14 protein-coding genes and 2 pseudogenes are annotated in these 15,944 nt (G+C 74.3%); 10 read left to right on the top strand and 6 right to left on the bottom strand.

Translation table 11 applies throughout. The features are described from left to right. Positions 1-40: 40 nt before the first annotated feature. From ACWCV3_RS27225 to ACWCV3_RS27215, 3 genes are all read right to left on the bottom strand, one after another. Positions 41-913, bottom strand: a complete 873-nt coding sequence (locus tag ACWCV3_RS27225) for a hypothetical protein (protein ID WP_451229436.1) — start codon at positions 911-913, stop codon at positions 41-43. 94 nt (positions 914-1,007) lie between these two features. Next, on the bottom strand, positions 1,008-2,537 hold the full coding sequence (locus ACWCV3_RS27220) for a hypothetical protein (RefSeq protein ID WP_451229434.1): 1,530 nt from the start codon (positions 2,535-2,537) through the stop codon (positions 1,008-1,010). Between the two features lie 96 nt (positions 2,538-2,633). Continuing rightward, entirely contained in the window at positions 2,634-3,326 is a 693-nt protein-coding gene (locus ACWCV3_RS27215; protein ID WP_451229432.1) for a GntR family transcriptional regulator, read from the bottom strand. A gap of 331 nt (positions 3,327-3,657) precedes the next feature. Here ACWCV3_RS27215 and ACWCV3_RS27210 point away from each other — a divergent pair. The 4 genes and pseudogenes from ACWCV3_RS27210 to ACWCV3_RS27195 all read left to right on the top strand — a co-directional run. Next, positions 3,658-4,094, top strand: a pseudogene (locus ACWCV3_RS27210) (D-glutamate cyclase family protein); the annotation flags it as partial. Between the two features lie 28 nt (positions 4,095-4,122). Further along, on the top strand, positions 4,123-4,890 hold the full coding sequence (locus tag ACWCV3_RS27205; RefSeq protein WP_451229429.1) for a LamB/YcsF family protein: 768 nt from the start codon (positions 4,123-4,125) through the stop codon (positions 4,888-4,890). After that, positions 4,887-5,504 (top strand): 5-oxoprolinase subunit B family protein, encoded by a 618-nt coding sequence (locus ACWCV3_RS27200; protein ID WP_451229426.1) that lies wholly within the window; start codon positions 4,887-4,889, stop codon positions 5,502-5,504. The genes ACWCV3_RS27205 and ACWCV3_RS27200 overlap by 4 nt, the downstream gene beginning before the upstream one ends. Then, entirely contained in the window at positions 5,501-6,367 is an 867-nt protein-coding gene (locus tag ACWCV3_RS27195; RefSeq protein WP_451229423.1) for a 5-oxoprolinase subunit C family protein, read from the top strand. Before ACWCV3_RS27200 ends, ACWCV3_RS27195 begins: the two co-directional genes overlap by 4 nt. Positions 6,368-6,401: 34 nt before the next feature. Here ACWCV3_RS27195 and ACWCV3_RS27190 read toward each other — a convergent pair whose 3' ends face one another. Continuing rightward, positions 6,402-7,820, bottom strand: a complete 1,419-nt coding sequence (locus ACWCV3_RS27190; protein ID WP_451229420.1) for a HEAT repeat domain-containing protein — start codon at positions 7,818-7,820, stop codon at positions 6,402-6,404. A gap of 307 nt (positions 7,821-8,127) precedes the next feature. Continuing rightward, positions 8,128-8,520, bottom strand: coding sequence for an ankyrin repeat domain-containing protein (locus ACWCV3_RS27185; RefSeq protein WP_451229417.1), 393 nt, complete (start codon positions 8,518-8,520; stop codon positions 8,128-8,130). 221 nt (positions 8,521-8,741) lie between these two features. Between ACWCV3_RS27185 and ACWCV3_RS27180 the strand changes: the two genes are divergently transcribed. Beyond that, positions 8,742-8,936: a hypothetical protein gene (locus ACWCV3_RS27180; protein WP_030810431.1), complete on the top strand. Its 195-nt coding sequence runs from the start codon at positions 8,742-8,744 to the stop codon at positions 8,934-8,936. 89 nt (positions 8,937-9,025) lie between these two features. Then, the gene (locus tag ACWCV3_RS27175) at positions 9,026-10,633 is read left to right on the top strand and encodes a hypothetical protein (protein WP_451229413.1); all 1,608 of its coding nucleotides are present in this window, start codon (positions 9,026-9,028) and stop codon (positions 10,631-10,633) included. 150 nt (positions 10,634-10,783) lie between these two features. Here ACWCV3_RS27175 and ACWCV3_RS27170 read toward each other — a convergent pair whose 3' ends face one another. Beyond that, the gene (locus ACWCV3_RS27170) at positions 10,784-12,289 is read right to left on the bottom strand and encodes an SCO1417 family MocR-like transcription factor (protein WP_451229411.1); all 1,506 of its coding nucleotides are present in this window, start codon (positions 12,287-12,289) and stop codon (positions 10,784-10,786) included. Positions 12,290-12,391: 102 nt separating this feature from the next. Between ACWCV3_RS27170 and yczE the strand changes: the two genes are divergently transcribed. The 4 genes and pseudogenes from yczE to ACWCV3_RS27150 form a co-directional block, all read left to right on the top strand. Continuing rightward, positions 12,392-13,045, top strand: a complete 654-nt coding sequence (gene yczE / locus ACWCV3_RS27165; protein ID WP_451229409.1) for a membrane protein YczE — start codon at positions 12,392-12,394, stop codon at positions 13,043-13,045. Then, positions 13,042-13,818 (top strand): glycerophosphodiester phosphodiesterase, encoded by a 777-nt coding sequence (locus ACWCV3_RS27160; RefSeq protein ID WP_451229406.1) that lies wholly within the window; start codon positions 13,042-13,044, stop codon positions 13,816-13,818. Before yczE ends, ACWCV3_RS27160 begins: the two co-directional genes overlap by 4 nt. 63 nt (positions 13,819-13,881) lie before the next feature. Continuing rightward, positions 13,882-15,228, top strand: a complete 1,347-nt coding sequence (locus tag ACWCV3_RS27155; RefSeq protein ID WP_451229403.1) for an MFS transporter — start codon at positions 13,882-13,884, stop codon at positions 15,226-15,228. Between the two features lie 267 nt (positions 15,229-15,495). Continuing rightward, positions 15,496-15,852 (top strand): annotated as a pseudogene (locus ACWCV3_RS27150) (RNA polymerase-binding protein RbpA); the annotation flags it as partial. Positions 15,853-15,944 lie beyond the last annotated feature (92 nt).

The following is a 15,944-nucleotide window of genomic DNA, read 5'->3' as shown; positions in this document are numbered from 1 at the left end:
GGCGGACTCTCGTGAGGGCTTCGGAGAAGGTGCGGGCGGGTCAGGAGTGGAAGGGCAGTCCGGCGTCGGCGACCAGGTCCAGGTCGTCGGTGTCCTCGGCGGGCAGCAGGCTGGCGGTGCCGCCGGTCTCGGTCACCACGCCCAGCTCCAGCAGTTCGCTGAGTGCGGCGCCGCCCGCCATGTCCCGTACCTGCAACTGGTACCGGGCGGTGGTGCGGTAGGTGCCGCCGTGGTCGTCGCCGGTTCGCTGGAGGAAACCGGACTCGGTGAGGAAGCCGAGCGCCTTGGCGACGATGCCCGTGGTGGAGGCGGCGGGGCGACGGGCGTCCTTGGTGGCGCCGGTGGCGCTGCGCCGGGCCCAGATCCGCCAGGCGGCCTCCAGGCCGGGGGCGTCGGACACCGGGTCGGTGTTCTCCCCGGACCGCTCGGCCCGCTCCTCCAGCCTGCGGCACGCCTGCCGCACGAAGGCGTCCACGCCGTTGACCGTGACGCGCCCGATGTAGGAGTCGTCGGCCAGGTCCTCGGGCCGGGGGAACGCCAGGGCGGCCACGGCCAGATGGGCCAGGCCGTGCAGGAAGCGGTCGGCGGAGTCGGCGGTGGTACGGCGGGCGTAGTCGCCCATCCGCACCGCGAACACCGAGTCCTCGGCGGCCGTCACGGCCATCCCGGCGCGTGGCGACACCTCCAGCACGACGAGCCCGAGCCCGGTCGCCACGGCGTCGGCGAGCCTGGCGAACGCCCCGTCCTCCCGGTACCGCCGCAACAGCTCGGTGTACTCCTGGTCCCGCGCGGGCTGGAGCTTCGGCTGCAGCCCGAAGGCGACCAGCCGCGCCGCGTCGGCGGCGTCGGCGGGGGTGACGGCCGGCGGCGCCGCCGGCGCTTCGGCGTCGCTCCACTCGACGTGCTCGGTCACGACGCAATCTCCTTGAACTTGACACAGGGGACACCCGCGGCCCAGCCAGGAGCGCGGAGAACTTCGCGACGCCTCACGTCGCCGGGACGGGCACTCACCCGGCCACCGCCCGGTCGCTGGCCATGCCCACGGCATCCAGCAGTGCGGTCCCCACGATGAGATCGGCCCCGCCGAAGTCCGGATCTTCCAGCTCGGTGCCGTCGTCGACAGCGAAGAGCAACTTCTGCTCCCCCTGCCGGTAGGCGGTGCCGACAGCGGGACTGGCCGCGTGAACGGCCATCAGGGCGACCAGATACGCCAGCTCGAACCCCTCGGCCGCCCGGGCCTTCGCAAGCAGCCCGGAGAGTCTCCGGGGAGCGTCGGCCGGAAGGTCCAGCAGAGCCCTGGCGGCAGCCACCTGCTCCTCGGAGAAACGGCTGTCGTCCGGCGTGGCGATCAGATCCGGCTCCGGCATCTCCGCCCCGAGATGCTCCCGCTCGACCGGCGGGGTCAGCAGGATGTCGACCAGGTCCCCCACCCGCACCGACACCGGCGTACGCAGCCCCGCGCCGCCGGCGAAGAACGCGTCGGTGACCCGGATCGCCTGCCGGAGCGGCAGGGGCAGGACGGGCGCGACCAGATGCCCGTACAGGTCCATGCCGGAGGTCCCCGTGGGCGTGGCGAACGCCTGCCGGTCCTGCTCCGCGCGGAACAGCGGCCCGGCCTCCAGCAGTCGCGACTGGAGCTGGGTGTGGCGCCGGATGCAGTCCTTGACGATGTCGACGAGCTCGGCCGCGCGCCGCTTGTGCTCCGGCTCCTCCGTCTCGTCGCGGGCCTTGCGGATGTTGGTGAGGATCGCGTTCTCGTGGCGGTAGCGGTCGGCCACGTGGTCCAGCGCCTCGGCGATCATGTCCGGCACGGAGTTGAGCCAGTCCACCGCGCGGACGTTGCGCCGGGTGGCGTCCAGGGCGCGGCGCAGGGTCTCGGAGTACTGCACGGTGCGGTAGCGGGCCTGCTCGGCGGCGAGCTGGGCGTCGGCCAGCCGGCCACGGTTGATCAGCACCTCAAGCTTGACCTCGGCGGCGATCTGGGCGCTGGTGACATCGGTGTCGAGGGCGCCGACGAGGACGTTGACGGCTTCGTCGGTGGTCCGCAGGTACACCGTGCCGCCGGGACCCGGGACCTCTTCGATGAGCTTGAAGTCGTAGTCGCGGCGGACGTAGCTGCCGTCGGAGGCGAAGGTGCCGTACACCGCGCGGAAGCCGCGGTCGGCGCTGCCGACGTTGATCAGGTTCTCCAGCACCCAGCGGGCCACCCGCTCGTGCTCGGCGGTGGTGCGGTGGGGAGCCTGGGCGGCGATGCGCGGGACGAGCCGGGCGACGATCTGCTCGTGGTCCGCCCCGGTGTCGAAGTCCATGTTGAGCGTGACGAGGTCGATGGCGGCGAGTGCCACCTCGGCCATGCCGTACGTCGAGTACTCACCGGCCAGGTTGGCCTTGCGGGCGTCCAGGTCGTGCAGCGGGGCCGTGCAGGCGAGCGCGCGCAGCCGCCGCGCCAGCCCCTCGTCGGCGGCCGGGCCCGGCGCGGGGCGCGGCGCCGCGCTGAGCTGGGGCGGAACGCTGTCCGTCGGTGCAGGCGAAGTCACGGTGCACAGATTAGGTCCTCGGTCCGACAACCACCCAAACGGTGTGGAAGCGACGGCCGTCACAGCGACGCGAGACGCCCATGGCCGAAAGGCCGCTCACCGCTGATCGATCCGGCGGCGGTAGACCTCCAGCACCCGTTCGAGCGAGTCCGCGAGATAGGTCGACAGCAGTTCCTCCGCCGCGGCCCGGTCACCGGCGCGCAGAGCGTCCAGGATCTGGCGGTTGCGGACGAGGTAGGGCTCGTGGAGGCGGCGCGGGTGGCCCACGTGGTGGAACGCGAGCCGGAGTTCGGCGAAGACACTGCGCATCAGCTCGTCGGTGCGCTCGCTGCGGGCCAGCGCGACCAGCTCGCGATGGAAGTGGAAGTTGGCCGTGCCCATCGATTTCCAGTCACTTTCCCGCGCCGCCGACTCCCCCTCGTCCACCGCCCCGGCGAGCCCGCCGAGGGCGTACGGGGGTGCGCCGAGACCGCGTACGACGGCGCACTCGACCAGGGCGCGGGTGCGGTAGATGTCCTCCACGTCCGCGACGCTCAGCACCCGGACGAAGACGCCCCGGTTGAGTTCGTGGACGAGCAGCCGTTCGTGGGTGAGCAGCCGGAACGCCTCGCGCAGGGTGTTGCGGGAGACCCCGAGGGCGCCACCGATGCTGTCCTCCGACAGCCGGGTGCCGGGCGGGAAGTAGCCCTCCGCGATACGGCTCCGGAGGATGTCGGAGACGCGTTCGGCGGTGCTGGTGCGACCCAGGAGGGCGCGGTCGTCGGCCAGTTGACCCAACTGCTCTGCCATGCCCGGAATTCAACCGCAGAGCCGGGGGCGGGACAACGTACCCGTTGAAGGATCGTTGAACGATCCTCTACGGTGCTCCGCACGGCCCTTCCCCCACGGGGCCGGCACCGCACGTTCCCGCGCCGCACGACGCGCACCGCTCACCGATCCGCAGCCCCCTCACGCTTCTGCGAGGTGCCGCCCATGAGCACGACTCCCCCACCCGAAGTGACCGCTGTTCCGGACCGGACCGCCCGCGAGCGACCGACCGGTGGTCCCGGCCGGGACCGGCGCCCGCGACGGGAGCCCCCAACCCGCGCGCCTCCGATTCCGGGCGGGCCCGACCGGCCCCGTCGAGTGGGCGCCGTCCGGTGCGGGGGTGCCGGTCCGTCACGTCGAGCAGGGCCGCGACGTGCCGGTGTCCGTGACCGGCCGGCAATGCCCTCCGGCGGGGCGGCCGCGCGGGCCGATGGCCGTGTCGACGCGTCCGGTGGCGCCGGAGCGTCCGCGGGCCGCGATCCGGGAGAGCGGGCTGCTCCCGGCCGTGCACGGCGGCCCCGTGCACCGCGGTGACCCGGCGGCCCCCGGCACAGCCGACCCGGTCCGGCCCGCCTCGGCGACCCGGTGGGACTCGCGCCCGACGACGTCCCGGTGTCCCGGGCGTGCGGGGTGATCCCGCAGGCGCGCTGACGGCGTCCCGGCCGCCGTTTCGCCCTCACACACGGGCCGGGGCAGATGTTCCCGACCGGCGCGCGCGACGAGCAGTACCGCGTGGCCGGTGCCGACTGATCCGCGTACCCGAGGAGGTCCGTACCCGATGACCGTGACCGAACCGGTCGATCTCAACGCCGACCTGGGCGAGGGCTTCGGCCGCTGGCGGCTGACCGACGACGAGGGGCTGCTGTCCGTCGTCACCAGCGCCAACGTGGCCTGCGGCTTCCACGCCGGAGACGCGGCCACCATGCGCCGGGTGTGCGAACTGGCGGCCGCGCGCGGGGTGACGATCGGCGCCCAGGTCTCCTACCGCGACCTCGCCGGCTTCGGCCGGCGCGCGATGGACGTCCCCTCCGCCGAACTCACGGCCGAAGTCGCATACCAGATAGGCGCGTTGGAGGTGTTCGCCCGGGCAGCGGGTGCCCGTGTGGCCTACGTCAAGCCGCACGGCGCGCTCTACAACCGGGTCGTACGGGACGAGGAGCAGGCCCGCGCGGTGGTCGAGGGGGTGCTCCTGGCGGGGGCCCGGCTGCCGGTGCTGGGCCTGCCCGGCTCGCGCCTGCTGGAGGCGGCCGGGAAGGCGGGCCTGCGCGCGGTCCCGGAGGCGTTCGCGGACCGCGCCTACACCGACGAGGGCACCCTCGTGCCGCGCGACCGGGAGGGTGCCGTGGTGAGCGATCCCGAGGCGGTGGTGGCACGCGCTGTGGACCTGGCCCGCTCCGACGGGGTGACCGCGCTCTCCGGTGCCCGTGTCGGGGTACGGGCCCGCTCCCTGTGCCTGCACGGCGACACCCCCGGCGCGGTCGGGCTGGCCCGCCGCGTACGCACCCGGCTGGCCTCGGCGGGCGTGCCGGTGGAGGCCTTCGCGTGAGGGCGCTGCCGGTGGGCTCGCACGCGCTGCTGCTGGAGGTCGCCTCCGCCGAGCAGGCCCGCGCCCTGCACGCGGAGCTGCTGCGGCGGCGCGCGACGGGTGCGCTGTCCGCCCGCGAGATCGTCCCGGCCGCCCGTACGGTCCTGCTGGACGGGGTGGACGACCCGGTACGCCGGGCCGCCGAACTGACCGCCGCCGAGCCACCCCCCGCTCCCCGGACCACCGCCGCCCCGGTGGAACTCGCGGTCCGCTACGACGGACCGGACCTCGCGCAGGTCGCCGCGCACTGGGGCGTGCCGGTGCGCGAGGTGGCCGACCTCCACGCGGGTACGGAGTTCACGGTGGCCTTCTGCGGCTTCGCCCCCGGCTTCGGCTACCTCACCGGTCTGCCGGAGCGCCGGTGCGTGCCGCGCCGGTCGACCCCGCGTACGGCGGTCCCGGCCGGGTCGGTAGCGCTGGCCGGCCCGTACACCGGGGTGTACCCGCGTTCGTCGCCGGGCGGCTGGCAGTTGATCGGCCGTACCGACGCCGTGCTGTGGGACACCGCGCGGGAACCGGCCGCCCTGCTGGCGCCGGGCACACGGGTGCGCTTCGTCCCGGTGGGGGCGCCGTGACGGACCGTGCGCTGATGGTGGTGCGGGCGGGGGCGCTGACGACCGTGCAGGACCGGGGGCGGCCCGGCCACGCCCACCTGGGCGTCCCGCGCTCCGGCGCCCTCGACCCGCCCGCCGCAGCCCTCGTCAACCGGCTGGTCGGCAACGCGCCGGACGCGGCCGTGCTGGAGACGACGCTCGACGGCTGTGCGGTGCGGGCCCGTTCGGCGGTCACCGTCGCGGTGGGCGGGGCGCCCTGCCCGGTGACGGTGGGCGGACGCCCCGCGCCCTGGGGCGCGCCGGTCCGGGTGCCCTCCGGCGAGGTGCTGGAGGTGGGCGCGGCGGTGGCGGGGGTGCGGTCCTACGTGGCGGTCGCGGGCGGGGTCGCGGTGGAGCCGGTGCTCGGCAGCCGGGCCACGGACCTGCTGTCGGGTCTGGGCCCGCCGCCGCTCGTCGGCGGCGTGGTGCTCCCGCTGGGCCCGCCGACGGCTGCTCCGGCCCGTCTGGACACCGCCCCGCAGCCGGGGCCTCCGGCCGAACTGGTGCTCCGGGTGACGCTGGGGCCGCGCGAGGACTGGTTCACCTCGCGGGCCATCGCCGATCTGACGAGCCGTACGTACCGCGTCTCCGCGGCCAGCAACCGCATCGGCCTGCGCACGGAGGGCACCGCGCTGGAACGGGCCCGCTCGGGTGAACTCCCCAGCGAGGGAATGGTGTCGGGGGCGATCCAGGTCCCGCCGGACGGCCTGCCGCTGGTCTTCCTGGCCGACCATCCCACGACCGGCGGCTATCCGGTCCCGGCGGTGGTCCACCCTGCGGACCTGCCGGGCGCGGCCCAGGCGAGACCGGGGACTTCGCTGCGCTTCGTTCCCGTACGCCGCTGAGGGGGCCCGCCCGCCTTCCGGCGGGCCCCTTGCTTCACAGCGTCTGGGGGTCCTGTTCGAAGCGGCTGCGGACCGCCGTCTGGACCTCGTCCTCCTCGGCGGGGTCGGCGGCCAGGCGGCGGAGGCGTTCGACGACACGGGCGTCGCCGGTCTCGGCGTGGCGGGCGGCCAGTTCTCGGGTGGTCTCCTCGCAGTCCCACAGGCACTCGACCGCGAACCCGGCGGCGAAGGAGGGGTCGGTGGCCGCGAGCGCGCGGGCCGCGCGGCCGCGCAGATGGGAGGAGGCCGTCTCCCGGTAGACGTGCCGCAGGACGGGCGCCGCGCAGGCGATGCCCAGGCGCCCGGCTCCGTCGACCAGGGTCCACAGGGTCGGCGCGTCCGGGCCTTCGCCCCGTACGGCCTCGCGCAGGGCGCCGAGGACGAGGTCGCTGTCCTTCGCGCCGCCCCGGCAGGCCAGGACGCGTCCGGCGGCGGCGCCGAGCACGTCGGGCCGCTGGGCCCAGCGCCGTGCCCGGTCCACCGCGGCCGGGGTGCGCATCCGCTCGAAGGCGTCGAGCGCGGCCTCCACCACGACTGCGGGCCCGTCCGCGACGGCGGCCTCCACCAGGTCGAGCGTCTCGGGCGCCTCGCTGTCGGCGAGGTAGCGCAGCGCGGTGCAGCGGGCGCCGTGGGTGCCGGAGCGGGCGGCGGCCAGAATCTCAGGCCGGTCCTCGGGCGCGGCGACGGCGACCAGGCACCGGGCGGCGGGGACGTGGAGGGCGGCGCCGCGGTCGAGGCCCTGCTGGGCCCATTCGAAGACGGCGTCCACGCTCCAGCCGGGGCGGGGCCCGGTGGGCCGCATCTGCCGCTGCCAGCGGTCGAAGCTGCCGGTCTCGCCGGCGGCCCGCACGCGGGCGGACACGGACTCGCGCGGGTCGTCGGCCCACAGCCGCCAGGGCCGCGGTTCGAAGGCGTCGCGTACGGCGGCGGCGAGTTCGGCCTCGCCGGCCGGGTCGGTGCCGAAGCGGGCCAGCACGGGGACGGCGAGGGCGCGCAGGCCCGCGTCGTCGTCGCGCAGGGCCAACTCGTCCAGAGCCCAGGCCCAGTTGGCACCCTGGGCGGCGTACCCGCGCAACAGGGAGAGCGCGTCCTGCCTGCCGTAGGAGGCCAGGTGGCCCAGGACGGCGAGGGCGAGCCCGGTGCGGGACTCGTCGGTGTCGAGGACGTCCTCGGGGTCGAGGAGGTGGGCCTCGATGGCGTCCAGCCCGCCGTTCAGGTCGAGATAGAGGCGGGCGTAGTAGAGGGAGCGGTTCTCCACCTGCCAGTCGTGGCGGGGGTCGTGGAGGACGCAGTGGTCGAGGGCCTGGAGCGCCTCGGCGCGGGGGGCGGTGAGCGCGTGCAGGGTGCCGTCGCCCCGGCCCCGCTGGAGCAGGCCGAGCAGGGTACCGCTGGGCGCTATGACCGGATCGAACATGGGAAACAGCCTCACATCAAGCGTCGACGCAACCGGGGACCACTCATCACCTGGCCGCGTGACACAACGTCGGAGCGCCCGCCGTCTCTTGCTTGCTGCTGCCCATTCTCTCTCTGCCTCTCGTCGGGGCCCCTCGCGGGCCGCTTCACGGCCCGCGTGGTGCGGCATCCGCCGCCCGGCCATCACGTCCGTGAATCACGTCGTCATGATGACCCGCGGTTTGTGCCGCCGCGACCGTATTTACGGCGGTCCCCCTCCGCCTCCCCCCGTGGATCTCCGCCCCCGGATGGGGCCGGTTGCCGAAGTGTCAGTGCGCGCCGAACAGTTCCAGCAGTTCGGTCTTGCCGAACATGCGGGCGGTGTCGACCGCCGAGGGCGTGCCGGCGGCCGGGTCGGCGCCGCTGTCGAGCAGCGCCCGGATGACGGCCGTCTCGCCCTTGAACACGGCGCCGGCGAGCGGGGTCTGCCCCCGGTCGTTGATCCGGTCGGCGTCGGCGCCTCGCTGGAGCAGTGCCCGGACGGCGTCGGCGTGCCCGTGGTACGCGGCGAGCATGACCAGGCAGTCGCCGCGGTCGTTGGTGAGTCCGACGGGGACGCCCGCGTCGACGTAGGCCACCAGTTCCTCGGTCCGGCCCCGTCGGGCCAGGTCGAAGATCCTGGTCGCCAGCTCCACGACCTGCGGGTCGGGGGCTTCGCTCATCGGCCGGACCGCCTCTCATGACTTCCGTTCGGGTGAATCGCCAGCGTACTGGCTCGGGCTCCGGCGCGGGGGCTCTGCCCGGCCGGGTGACCGCCGACTCCACCACCCGTGGGAAAAAAGCCGAATTTCACCCAGTTGCACCTTTTATCGTATGGATACATTCTGTGATCCTGGAAGTACTCATGGTGACTGTCCCCCCTTCGACACCAGGAGGTCCCCAAATGATCCTCTCCATGTCCGGCGTGGTCCTGCTCGGCATCATCGTCTTCCTGTTCTTCCGCAAGGACGGGCTCAAGGGCTCGCACGCCGTCGTGTCGGCGCTGTTCGGGTTCTACCTGGCGAGCACGGCCATCGCGCCCAGCATCAAGGCGGGCGGCGAGAGCCTGGCGAGCCTCCTCGGCGGCATCAAGTTCTGACCGCGCCCCTCCCCCGAGGCCACGCGGACCGGCCGGTCCCGTCCGAGGGGGAGTCTCCCCACGCCCGTACCCACCTCCAGGAGACAGCAGTGGCCCGGCGCCCACTCCCCCGCATTCTGAGCAAGGACAGCGCGCAGCTCGCCCGCACCCAGCTCGCCCGGAGCCGGGAGCTCGCCCGGACGGCGGCCGACAGCGCCACGGACGTCCTCCACCCCCTGATCACCATCTCGCGCGGCCTGCGCCGGCTGGCCCTGGCCGGACGGGCCAAGGTGGCGGGCACCCCCAAGGACAAGCGGGGCCCGCTGCTTTTCCTGGCGGCCGCCGTGGTCATGGCCGTGGCGCTGATGCCGTACGGCCCGCTGCTGGCCGCCGTGTCCCTGATGGTCGCGGCGGCCTGGTACGGACGCGACCACGCCCCGGCCGAGCCCGAGGGACCCGACCCCGCGCGGACGGAACGGCTCCAGTCGCTGTACGAGGCGCTGGTGCCGTGCTTCTCCACCGCCGACGACCCGGCCCCGCTGTACGCGCACGGCGGGGCGTGGGACGCGGCCCTCACGGAGCACGGGTTCGACGAGGACGGCCGGCTGGAGCGCGTCGTCATCCGCTACCCGGCGTACTTCCCGGACGGCGACCCGGAGTCCCGCGCGCGGGTCGAGCGGCTGCTGACCGCGAAGGCGGGCCGCGGCCGGGAGTACCGCTTCACCTGGGAGGAGGAGGGCAACCGGCTCACGCTGGGCGTCCTCGCCCCCCTGCCCACCGGCATCACCGCCCAGCACTTCGTCACCGCGCCGGGCGAGACGGTGCTGGGTCTCACCGACCCCGACGAGGTGCAGCGCACCCTCCCGCTCTCCTACGGCGAGGAGCGGTGCGACATGCCTCCGGTGGTCTGGCGCACCGGAAGCCGCTCGCCGGAGCCGCATCTGCTGGCCATGGGCCAGCCCGGCAGCGGCATGTCCACACTCGTGCGTTCCATCGCCCTCCAGGCGCTGCGGCACGGCGATGTGATGGTCGTCGACGGCGGCGGCACCGGCGAGTACTCCTGCCTGATCGGCCGGACGGGCGTGCTCGCCGTGGAGTGCGCGCCGGCCGGGGCGGTGGCGGGGCTGGAGTGGGTCGCCCGGGAGACCGAAAGGCGGCTCCTCGCCGTCAGCCAGGCCCGGCAGGCGGGCGATCCGCCACCGGAGGACGCCGCGCGTCCCCTGTGGGTCCTCCTGGACCGCCCGACCGTCTTCACCCACCTCGCGGAGGCGGAGCACCGCACCGACCCGCAGGCCCTCCTCCAGGTCCCGCTGCGGCACGGGCGGGCTGCGGGGGTGACGGTGGTGGTGGCCGAGCAGTTCGACGGCGCGGACAGCCTGAGCGAGGCGATCGCCCAGCACACCCGCGCCCGGGTGGTCCTCGGTCCGGCCTCCCCGCAGCAGGTGGCCGCCTTCCTGGGCGCCCCGCCGCCCACCACCCCGCCGGACCGGACACCGCCCGGCCGCGGATACGCCCGCCTCGGCTCCGGCCCGGTCCACCGTCTCCAGGTCCCGGCAACCCCGGACCCCTACGACGAGGCGACCCCGGAACAGGAGCGCCAGGCGGTGCTGTCCCTGCTGCCCGAGCGCGTCACGCCGGTCGAATCGGAGCCGGCCCGCTCGACGGAGGTCGTCTCCCCCGCCGAACCGGCGGACGCGATCGGGGCGGACCGGGCCTGACCTCGGTCAACGAGAACGTGCCCGCTCCCACCCCCGGAGCGGGCACGTTCTCGCGTACGAGCCCGTGAACCGGCGCGAGAGCGGGACGAGCCGACCCCGCGCCGCCGGGAGAGGCACACCGACGGTGCGCCCGGACGTAGCCCCGGAACGTCACGCCACGAACGCGCCCGACGCCTCTCCGCCCCCGGTGACGCCCGACTCCACCAGCCGCGCGGCCGAGGCCAGGCGGGCCGCCGCCTCGTCGGCCACCGCGCCGCCCACCGTGAACGGCAGCCGCAGGTATCCCTCGAAGGCTCCGTCGACGCCGAAGCGGGGTCCGGAGGGGACGCGGACGCCCACCCGTTCGCCCACCTCCGCGATGCGGGAGCCCGAGAGGCCGCCGGCGCGGACCCAGAGGGTGAGACCGCCGGACGGCACCTCGTACTCCCAGCCGGGCAGCTCGCGCCGGAGCGCGGCGAGCAGATCGTCGCGGTTGTCACGGGCCTGCGAGCGGCGGAGCGCCACGGCCTGCTCCCAGCCGCCGCTGGTGAACAGCCAGTGCACGGCGAGCTGTTCGAGGACGGGGGTACCGAGATCGGCGTAGGCGCGCGCGGCGACCAGGCTGCGGATGACGTCCGGCGCCGCCCGCACCCAGCCGATGCGCATCCCGGCCCAGAACGCCTTGCTGGCCGAGCCGACGGTGATGACGGTCGAGCCGGCCGGGTCGAAGCCGCACATCGGGCGGGGCATGTTCCGGCCCAGCTCCTCATCGAACCAGAGCTCGCTCATCGTCTCGTCGGCGACCAGCACGGTCCCGGCGGCGCGGGCCGCGTCCACCAGCCGGCGCCGCTGGTCCTCGTCGGCGAGCGCCCCCGTCGGGTTGTGGAAGTCGGCCACGACGTAGGCGAGCCGGGGCGCGGCCTCGCGCAGCACCTGGCGCCAGCGGTCGACGTCCCAGCCACCGAGCCCCTCGGCCATGGCGACGGGGACGAGCCTGGCGCCCGCCTCCCGCATGAGCTGGAGGATGTTGGCGTAGGAGGGCGACTCGACGGCGATCCGCTCGCCCCGGCCCGCGAAGAGGTGACAGATGGCGTCGATGGCACCCATCGCACCGGTGGTCACCATGATCTGCTCGGGCATGGTCGGGATGCCCCGCACCGTGTACCGCTCGGCGATCATCTCGCGCAGCGCGGGCAGCCCGGCCGGGTAGTCGCCGTGGGTGTGGGCGTAGGGCGGGAGCGCCTCCAGCGCGCCGGAGACGGCGCGGGTGAGCCAGGGCTCGGGCGCCGGGAGGGCGGCGCAGCCCAGGTCGATCATGGAGCCGAGCGCCTCGGGCGGCAGCGGCTCGAGGCCGCGCGCGGGCAGCGGGTTGCCCGCCGGGACGGCCGTCCAGCTGCCCGCCCCGCGCCGGGACTCCAGGAACCCCTCGGTGCGCAGGGTCTCGTACGCGGCGGCGACGGTGGTGCGGCTGACGGAGAGGGCGAGGGCCAGCTCCCGCTCGGCCGGCAGCCGGGCGGCCACGGGAACGCGCCCCTCCAGGACGAGCAGCCGGATGCCGTCGGCCAGGGCGCGGTAGGCGGGCGGACGGCGCGTGCCGGGACCACCGGGCCGTTCCTGCTGGGAGTTGAGGAGCCGGGCGAGCTGAGCGGCACCCACCGCGGAGGTCCAATGTGCCATGAGGATCAGTCCACCTTCCCCGGATTGGCCATGGATGGCTCTCCGTCTCAAGCCACAGAGTGACACGAGCAAGGCCACTGTCACCACCCCAGGGGGTATCGCATGTCCACTCCGGGCCGTCTCGCCCGCCGGCTGTTCCAGCTCTATGCCGGTCTCGCGCTGTACGGGGCGAGTTCGGCGCTGCTCGTCCGCTCGGGCCTCGGCCTGGAGCCGTGGAACGTGCTGCACCAGGGGCTCGCCGCGCGCACCGGCCTGAGCATGGGAGTGGTGCTGACCCTGATCGGCGCGGCGGTGCTGCTGCTGTGGATTCCGCTGCGCCAGCGGCCCGGCCTGGGCACGGTCTCCAACGTGCTGGTGATCGGTCTCGCCATGGACGCCACCCTGTCCGTGCTCCCCGGCGCGCACGGCACGGCCGCACGGATCGCGCTGCTGGTCCTGGGGGTCGTGCTCAACGGCGCGGCGACCGGCCTGTACATCGCGGCGGACTTCGGCCCCGGCCCGCGCGACGGCCTGATGACCGGTCTGCACCGCCGTACCGGACGCTCGGTCCGGCTCATCCGCACCTGCGTGGAGGCCACCGTGGTGGCGACCGGCTTCGCCCTCGGCGGCACGGTCGGCGTGGGCACCGTGCTGTACGCGCTGGCGATCGGCCCGCTCGCCCAGTTCTTCCTGCGCGTCTTCGCGCTGCGCCCGGCGCCGGTACCGAGCAGGGTGGTCGCCGCCCGCGAACCGGGGCGCGCGATACTGCGCCGGTGACCGAGCAGACACGCCATCCGTACCTGGACCACCCCGGCCCGATCCCCTTCGCCCACCGGGGCGGGGCGGCGGAGGGGACGGAGAAGACCGAGAACACCGTGGCGCAGTTCCGCCGGGCGGTCGCTCGGGGCTACCGCTACATCGAGACCGACGTCCACCTCACCGCGGACGGCGCGCTGGTCGCCTTCCACGACGACTCCCTGGACCGGGTAACCGACGGCACCGGCCGCGTCGCGGACCTGCCGTGGGCGGAGGTCCGGCAGGCCCGCGTGGGCGGCCGGGAGCCCGTACCGCTCTTCGCGGAGCTGCTGGAGACGTTCCCCGGGGTCCGCTGGAACGTGGACGTGAAGGCGGAGGCCGCCCTGCTGCCCTTCCTGGAACTGGTCGGGCGGACAAACGCCTGGGACCGCGTCTGCCTCGGCTCCTTCTCCGAGGCGCGGGTGCGCCGGGCACAGCGGCTCGCGGGGCCGAGGCTCGCGACCTCCTTCGGGACCCTGGGCGTGCTGGGGCTGCGGCTGCGCTCGTGGGGGCTGCCCGCCCCGGTGCGCGGCTCGGCCGTGGCGGCGCAGGTGCCGGTGGCCCAGTCGGGCGTCCCGGTGGCGGACAGGCGCTTCGTGCGGGCGGCGCACGCGCGCGGGCTCCAGGTGCACGTGTGGACGGTCGACGAACCCGAGGCGATGCACCGCCTCCTGGATCTGGGGGTCGATGGCATCATGACCGATCACATCGACACGTTGCGCGAGGTCATGGAGGACCGCGGCGTCTGGGTCTGACCGGACCCCGCGACGCCTGCCCCGCCTTGGCACGGCACTGCGGCGGGGAAGCGAGGGGCCGGGGTGGGTATCGGCACCGTGCGGGCGGGGGCGCCCGACGAGACGGCGGGTTCACGGAGCGAGCAAGGCGGCTGGTACTGGTACGACTGGGCGTGCTCGGTCTACTCCACCAGCGTCCTGACGGTGTTCCTCGGCCCCTATCTGACCGCCGTGGCCCGGCACGCGGCCGACTCCGGCGGCTACGTGCACCCGCTCGGACTGCCGGTGCGCGCGGGCTCGTTCTTCGCCTACACGGTCTCGCTGTCGGTGGTCGTCGCGGTGCTGGTGATGCCCCTGGTGGGGAGCCTGGCCGACCGCACGGGCCGCAAGAAGCCCCTGCTGGCGGCGGCCGCGTACACCGGGGCGGCCGCGACCACGGGCATGTTCTTCCTGGACGGCGACCGGTATCTGCTCGGCGGGGTGCTGCTGGTGGTGGCCAACGCGGCGCAGTCGGTCGGGACGATGCTCTACAACTCCTACCTGCCGCAGATCGCCCCGCCCGCCGACCGCGACCGGGTCTCCTCGCGCGGCTGGGCCTTCGGCTACGCGGCCGGCTCCCTGATGCTGGTCGTGAACCTGGTGCTGTACCTGGCACACGGCTCGTTCGGGCTCTCCGAGCCCGCGGCCGTACGGGTGTGCCTGGCCTCGGCCGGGCTGTGGTGGGGCGCCTTCGCGCTGATCCCGCTGCGCCGGCTGCGCGACCGGCACGCGCGCAGGGCGGCGGCCGCCCCGACCGGGCTGCGCCGGCTGGCGGCCACGGTGAAGGACATGCGCCGCCACCCCCGCACGCTCGCCTTCCTCCTGGCCTACCTCGTCTACAACGACGGCATCCAGACCGTGATCACCCAGGCGTCGGTGTACGGCTCGGAGGAGCTGGGCCTGGACCAGTCCACGCTGATCGGCGCGGTGCTGCTGGTGCAGGTGCTCGCGGTCGCGGGCGCCCTGGCGATGGGACGCCTGGCGCGGACCCACGGCGCCCAGCGCACGATCCTCGGCTCGCTGGTGGCCTGGACGCTCACTCTGGCCGCCGGGTACTTCCTGCCCGCCGGGGCGCCGGTGTTCTTCTACGTGCTGGCGGGCGCGATCGGCATGGTGCTCGGCGGCAGCCAGGCCCTCTCCCGCTCGCTGTTCTCCCACCTGATCCCGCCGGGCAAGGAGGCGGAGTACTTCTCCGCGTACGAGATGAGCGACCGGGGCATGAGCTGGCTCGGCCCGCTGCTGTTCGGGATGACCTACCAGCTCACCGGAAGCTACCGCTCGGCGATCGTCTCCCTGGTGGCCTTCTTCGTGCTCGGCTTCGTCCTGCTGGCGCGGGTACCGGTCCGGCGTGCGATCGGCGAGGCGGGGAACCCGGTCCCCGAGAGGATTTAGCGTTCAACACGAAAGGGCGGTAGTGTACGCGTTTGGCCTGCCAGGCGTACCGTTACTGCGCGTCAAAGACAGTGAAACACTGGGTCACATCTGCGAGCAGATGTGACAAACCGGGCGCGTGTGGGTACAACAAGGGGCGGCTACGACGGCGACGCACGACCCGGAACGGGACTCGGAACGGGAATCTTTACCGCCGACCGGACGTTGACCGGATGACGACGACAGCGACACCTGTCCTGTGGGCGACAAGCCCGGGAGGCACGATTCATGAGTGAGCGAGCTCTTCGCGGTACGCGCCTCGTGGTGACCAGCTACGAGACGGACCGCGGCATCGACCTGGCCCCGCGCCAGGCCGTGGAGTACGCATGCGAGAAGGGGCATCGCTTCGAGATGCCCTTCTCGGTCGAGGCGGAGATTCCGCCGGAGTGGGAGTGCAAGGTCTGCGGGGCCCAGGCACTCCTGGTCGACGGCGACGGCCCTGAGGAGAAGAAGGCCAAGCCCGCGCGTACCCATTGGGACATGCTGATGGAACGACGCACCCGCGAGGAGCTCGAAGAGGTCCTCGAGGAGCGTCTGGCGGTCCTGCGGTCGGGCGCGATGAACATCGCGGTACACCCGCGCGATGGTCATGGCGGGCCGGGGGGGGCGGGGCCGCCCGCCCCCCCAGGCCAGCACGCCCGGGGTGTTACCGCAGATGGGCTCGCGCCACTAGGCAA

It is taken from the genome of Streptomyces sp. NPDC001781, assembly GCF_053596035.1.
This window is presented reverse-complemented; position numbering and strand designations above follow the sequence as displayed.

Coding starts and splice junctions, on each gene's coding strand:
- ACWCV3_RS27215 (WP_451229432.1), bottom strand. CDS start 3,326: ATGGCAGAGCAGTTGGGTCAACTGGCCGACGACCGCGCCCTCCTGGGT.
- ACWCV3_RS27205 (WP_451229429.1), top strand. CDS start 4,123: ATGACCGTGACCGAACCGGTCGATCTCAACGCCGACCTGGGCGAGGGC.
- ACWCV3_RS27190 (WP_451229420.1), bottom strand. CDS start 7,820: ATGTTCGATCCGGTCATAGCGCCCAGCGGTACCCTGCTCGGCCTGCTC.
- ACWCV3_RS27185 (WP_451229417.1), bottom strand. CDS start 8,520: ATGAGCGAAGCCCCCGACCCGCAGGTCGTGGAGCTGGCGACCAGGATC.
- ACWCV3_RS27180 (WP_030810431.1), top strand. CDS start 8,742: ATGATCCTCTCCATGTCCGGCGTGGTCCTGCTCGGCATCATCGTCTTC.
- ACWCV3_RS27170 (WP_451229411.1), bottom strand. CDS start 12,289: ATGGCACATTGGACCTCCGCGGTGGGTGCCGCTCAGCTCGCCCGGCTC.
- yczE (WP_451229409.1), top strand. CDS start 12,392: ATGTCCACTCCGGGCCGTCTCGCCCGCCGGCTGTTCCAGCTCTATGCC.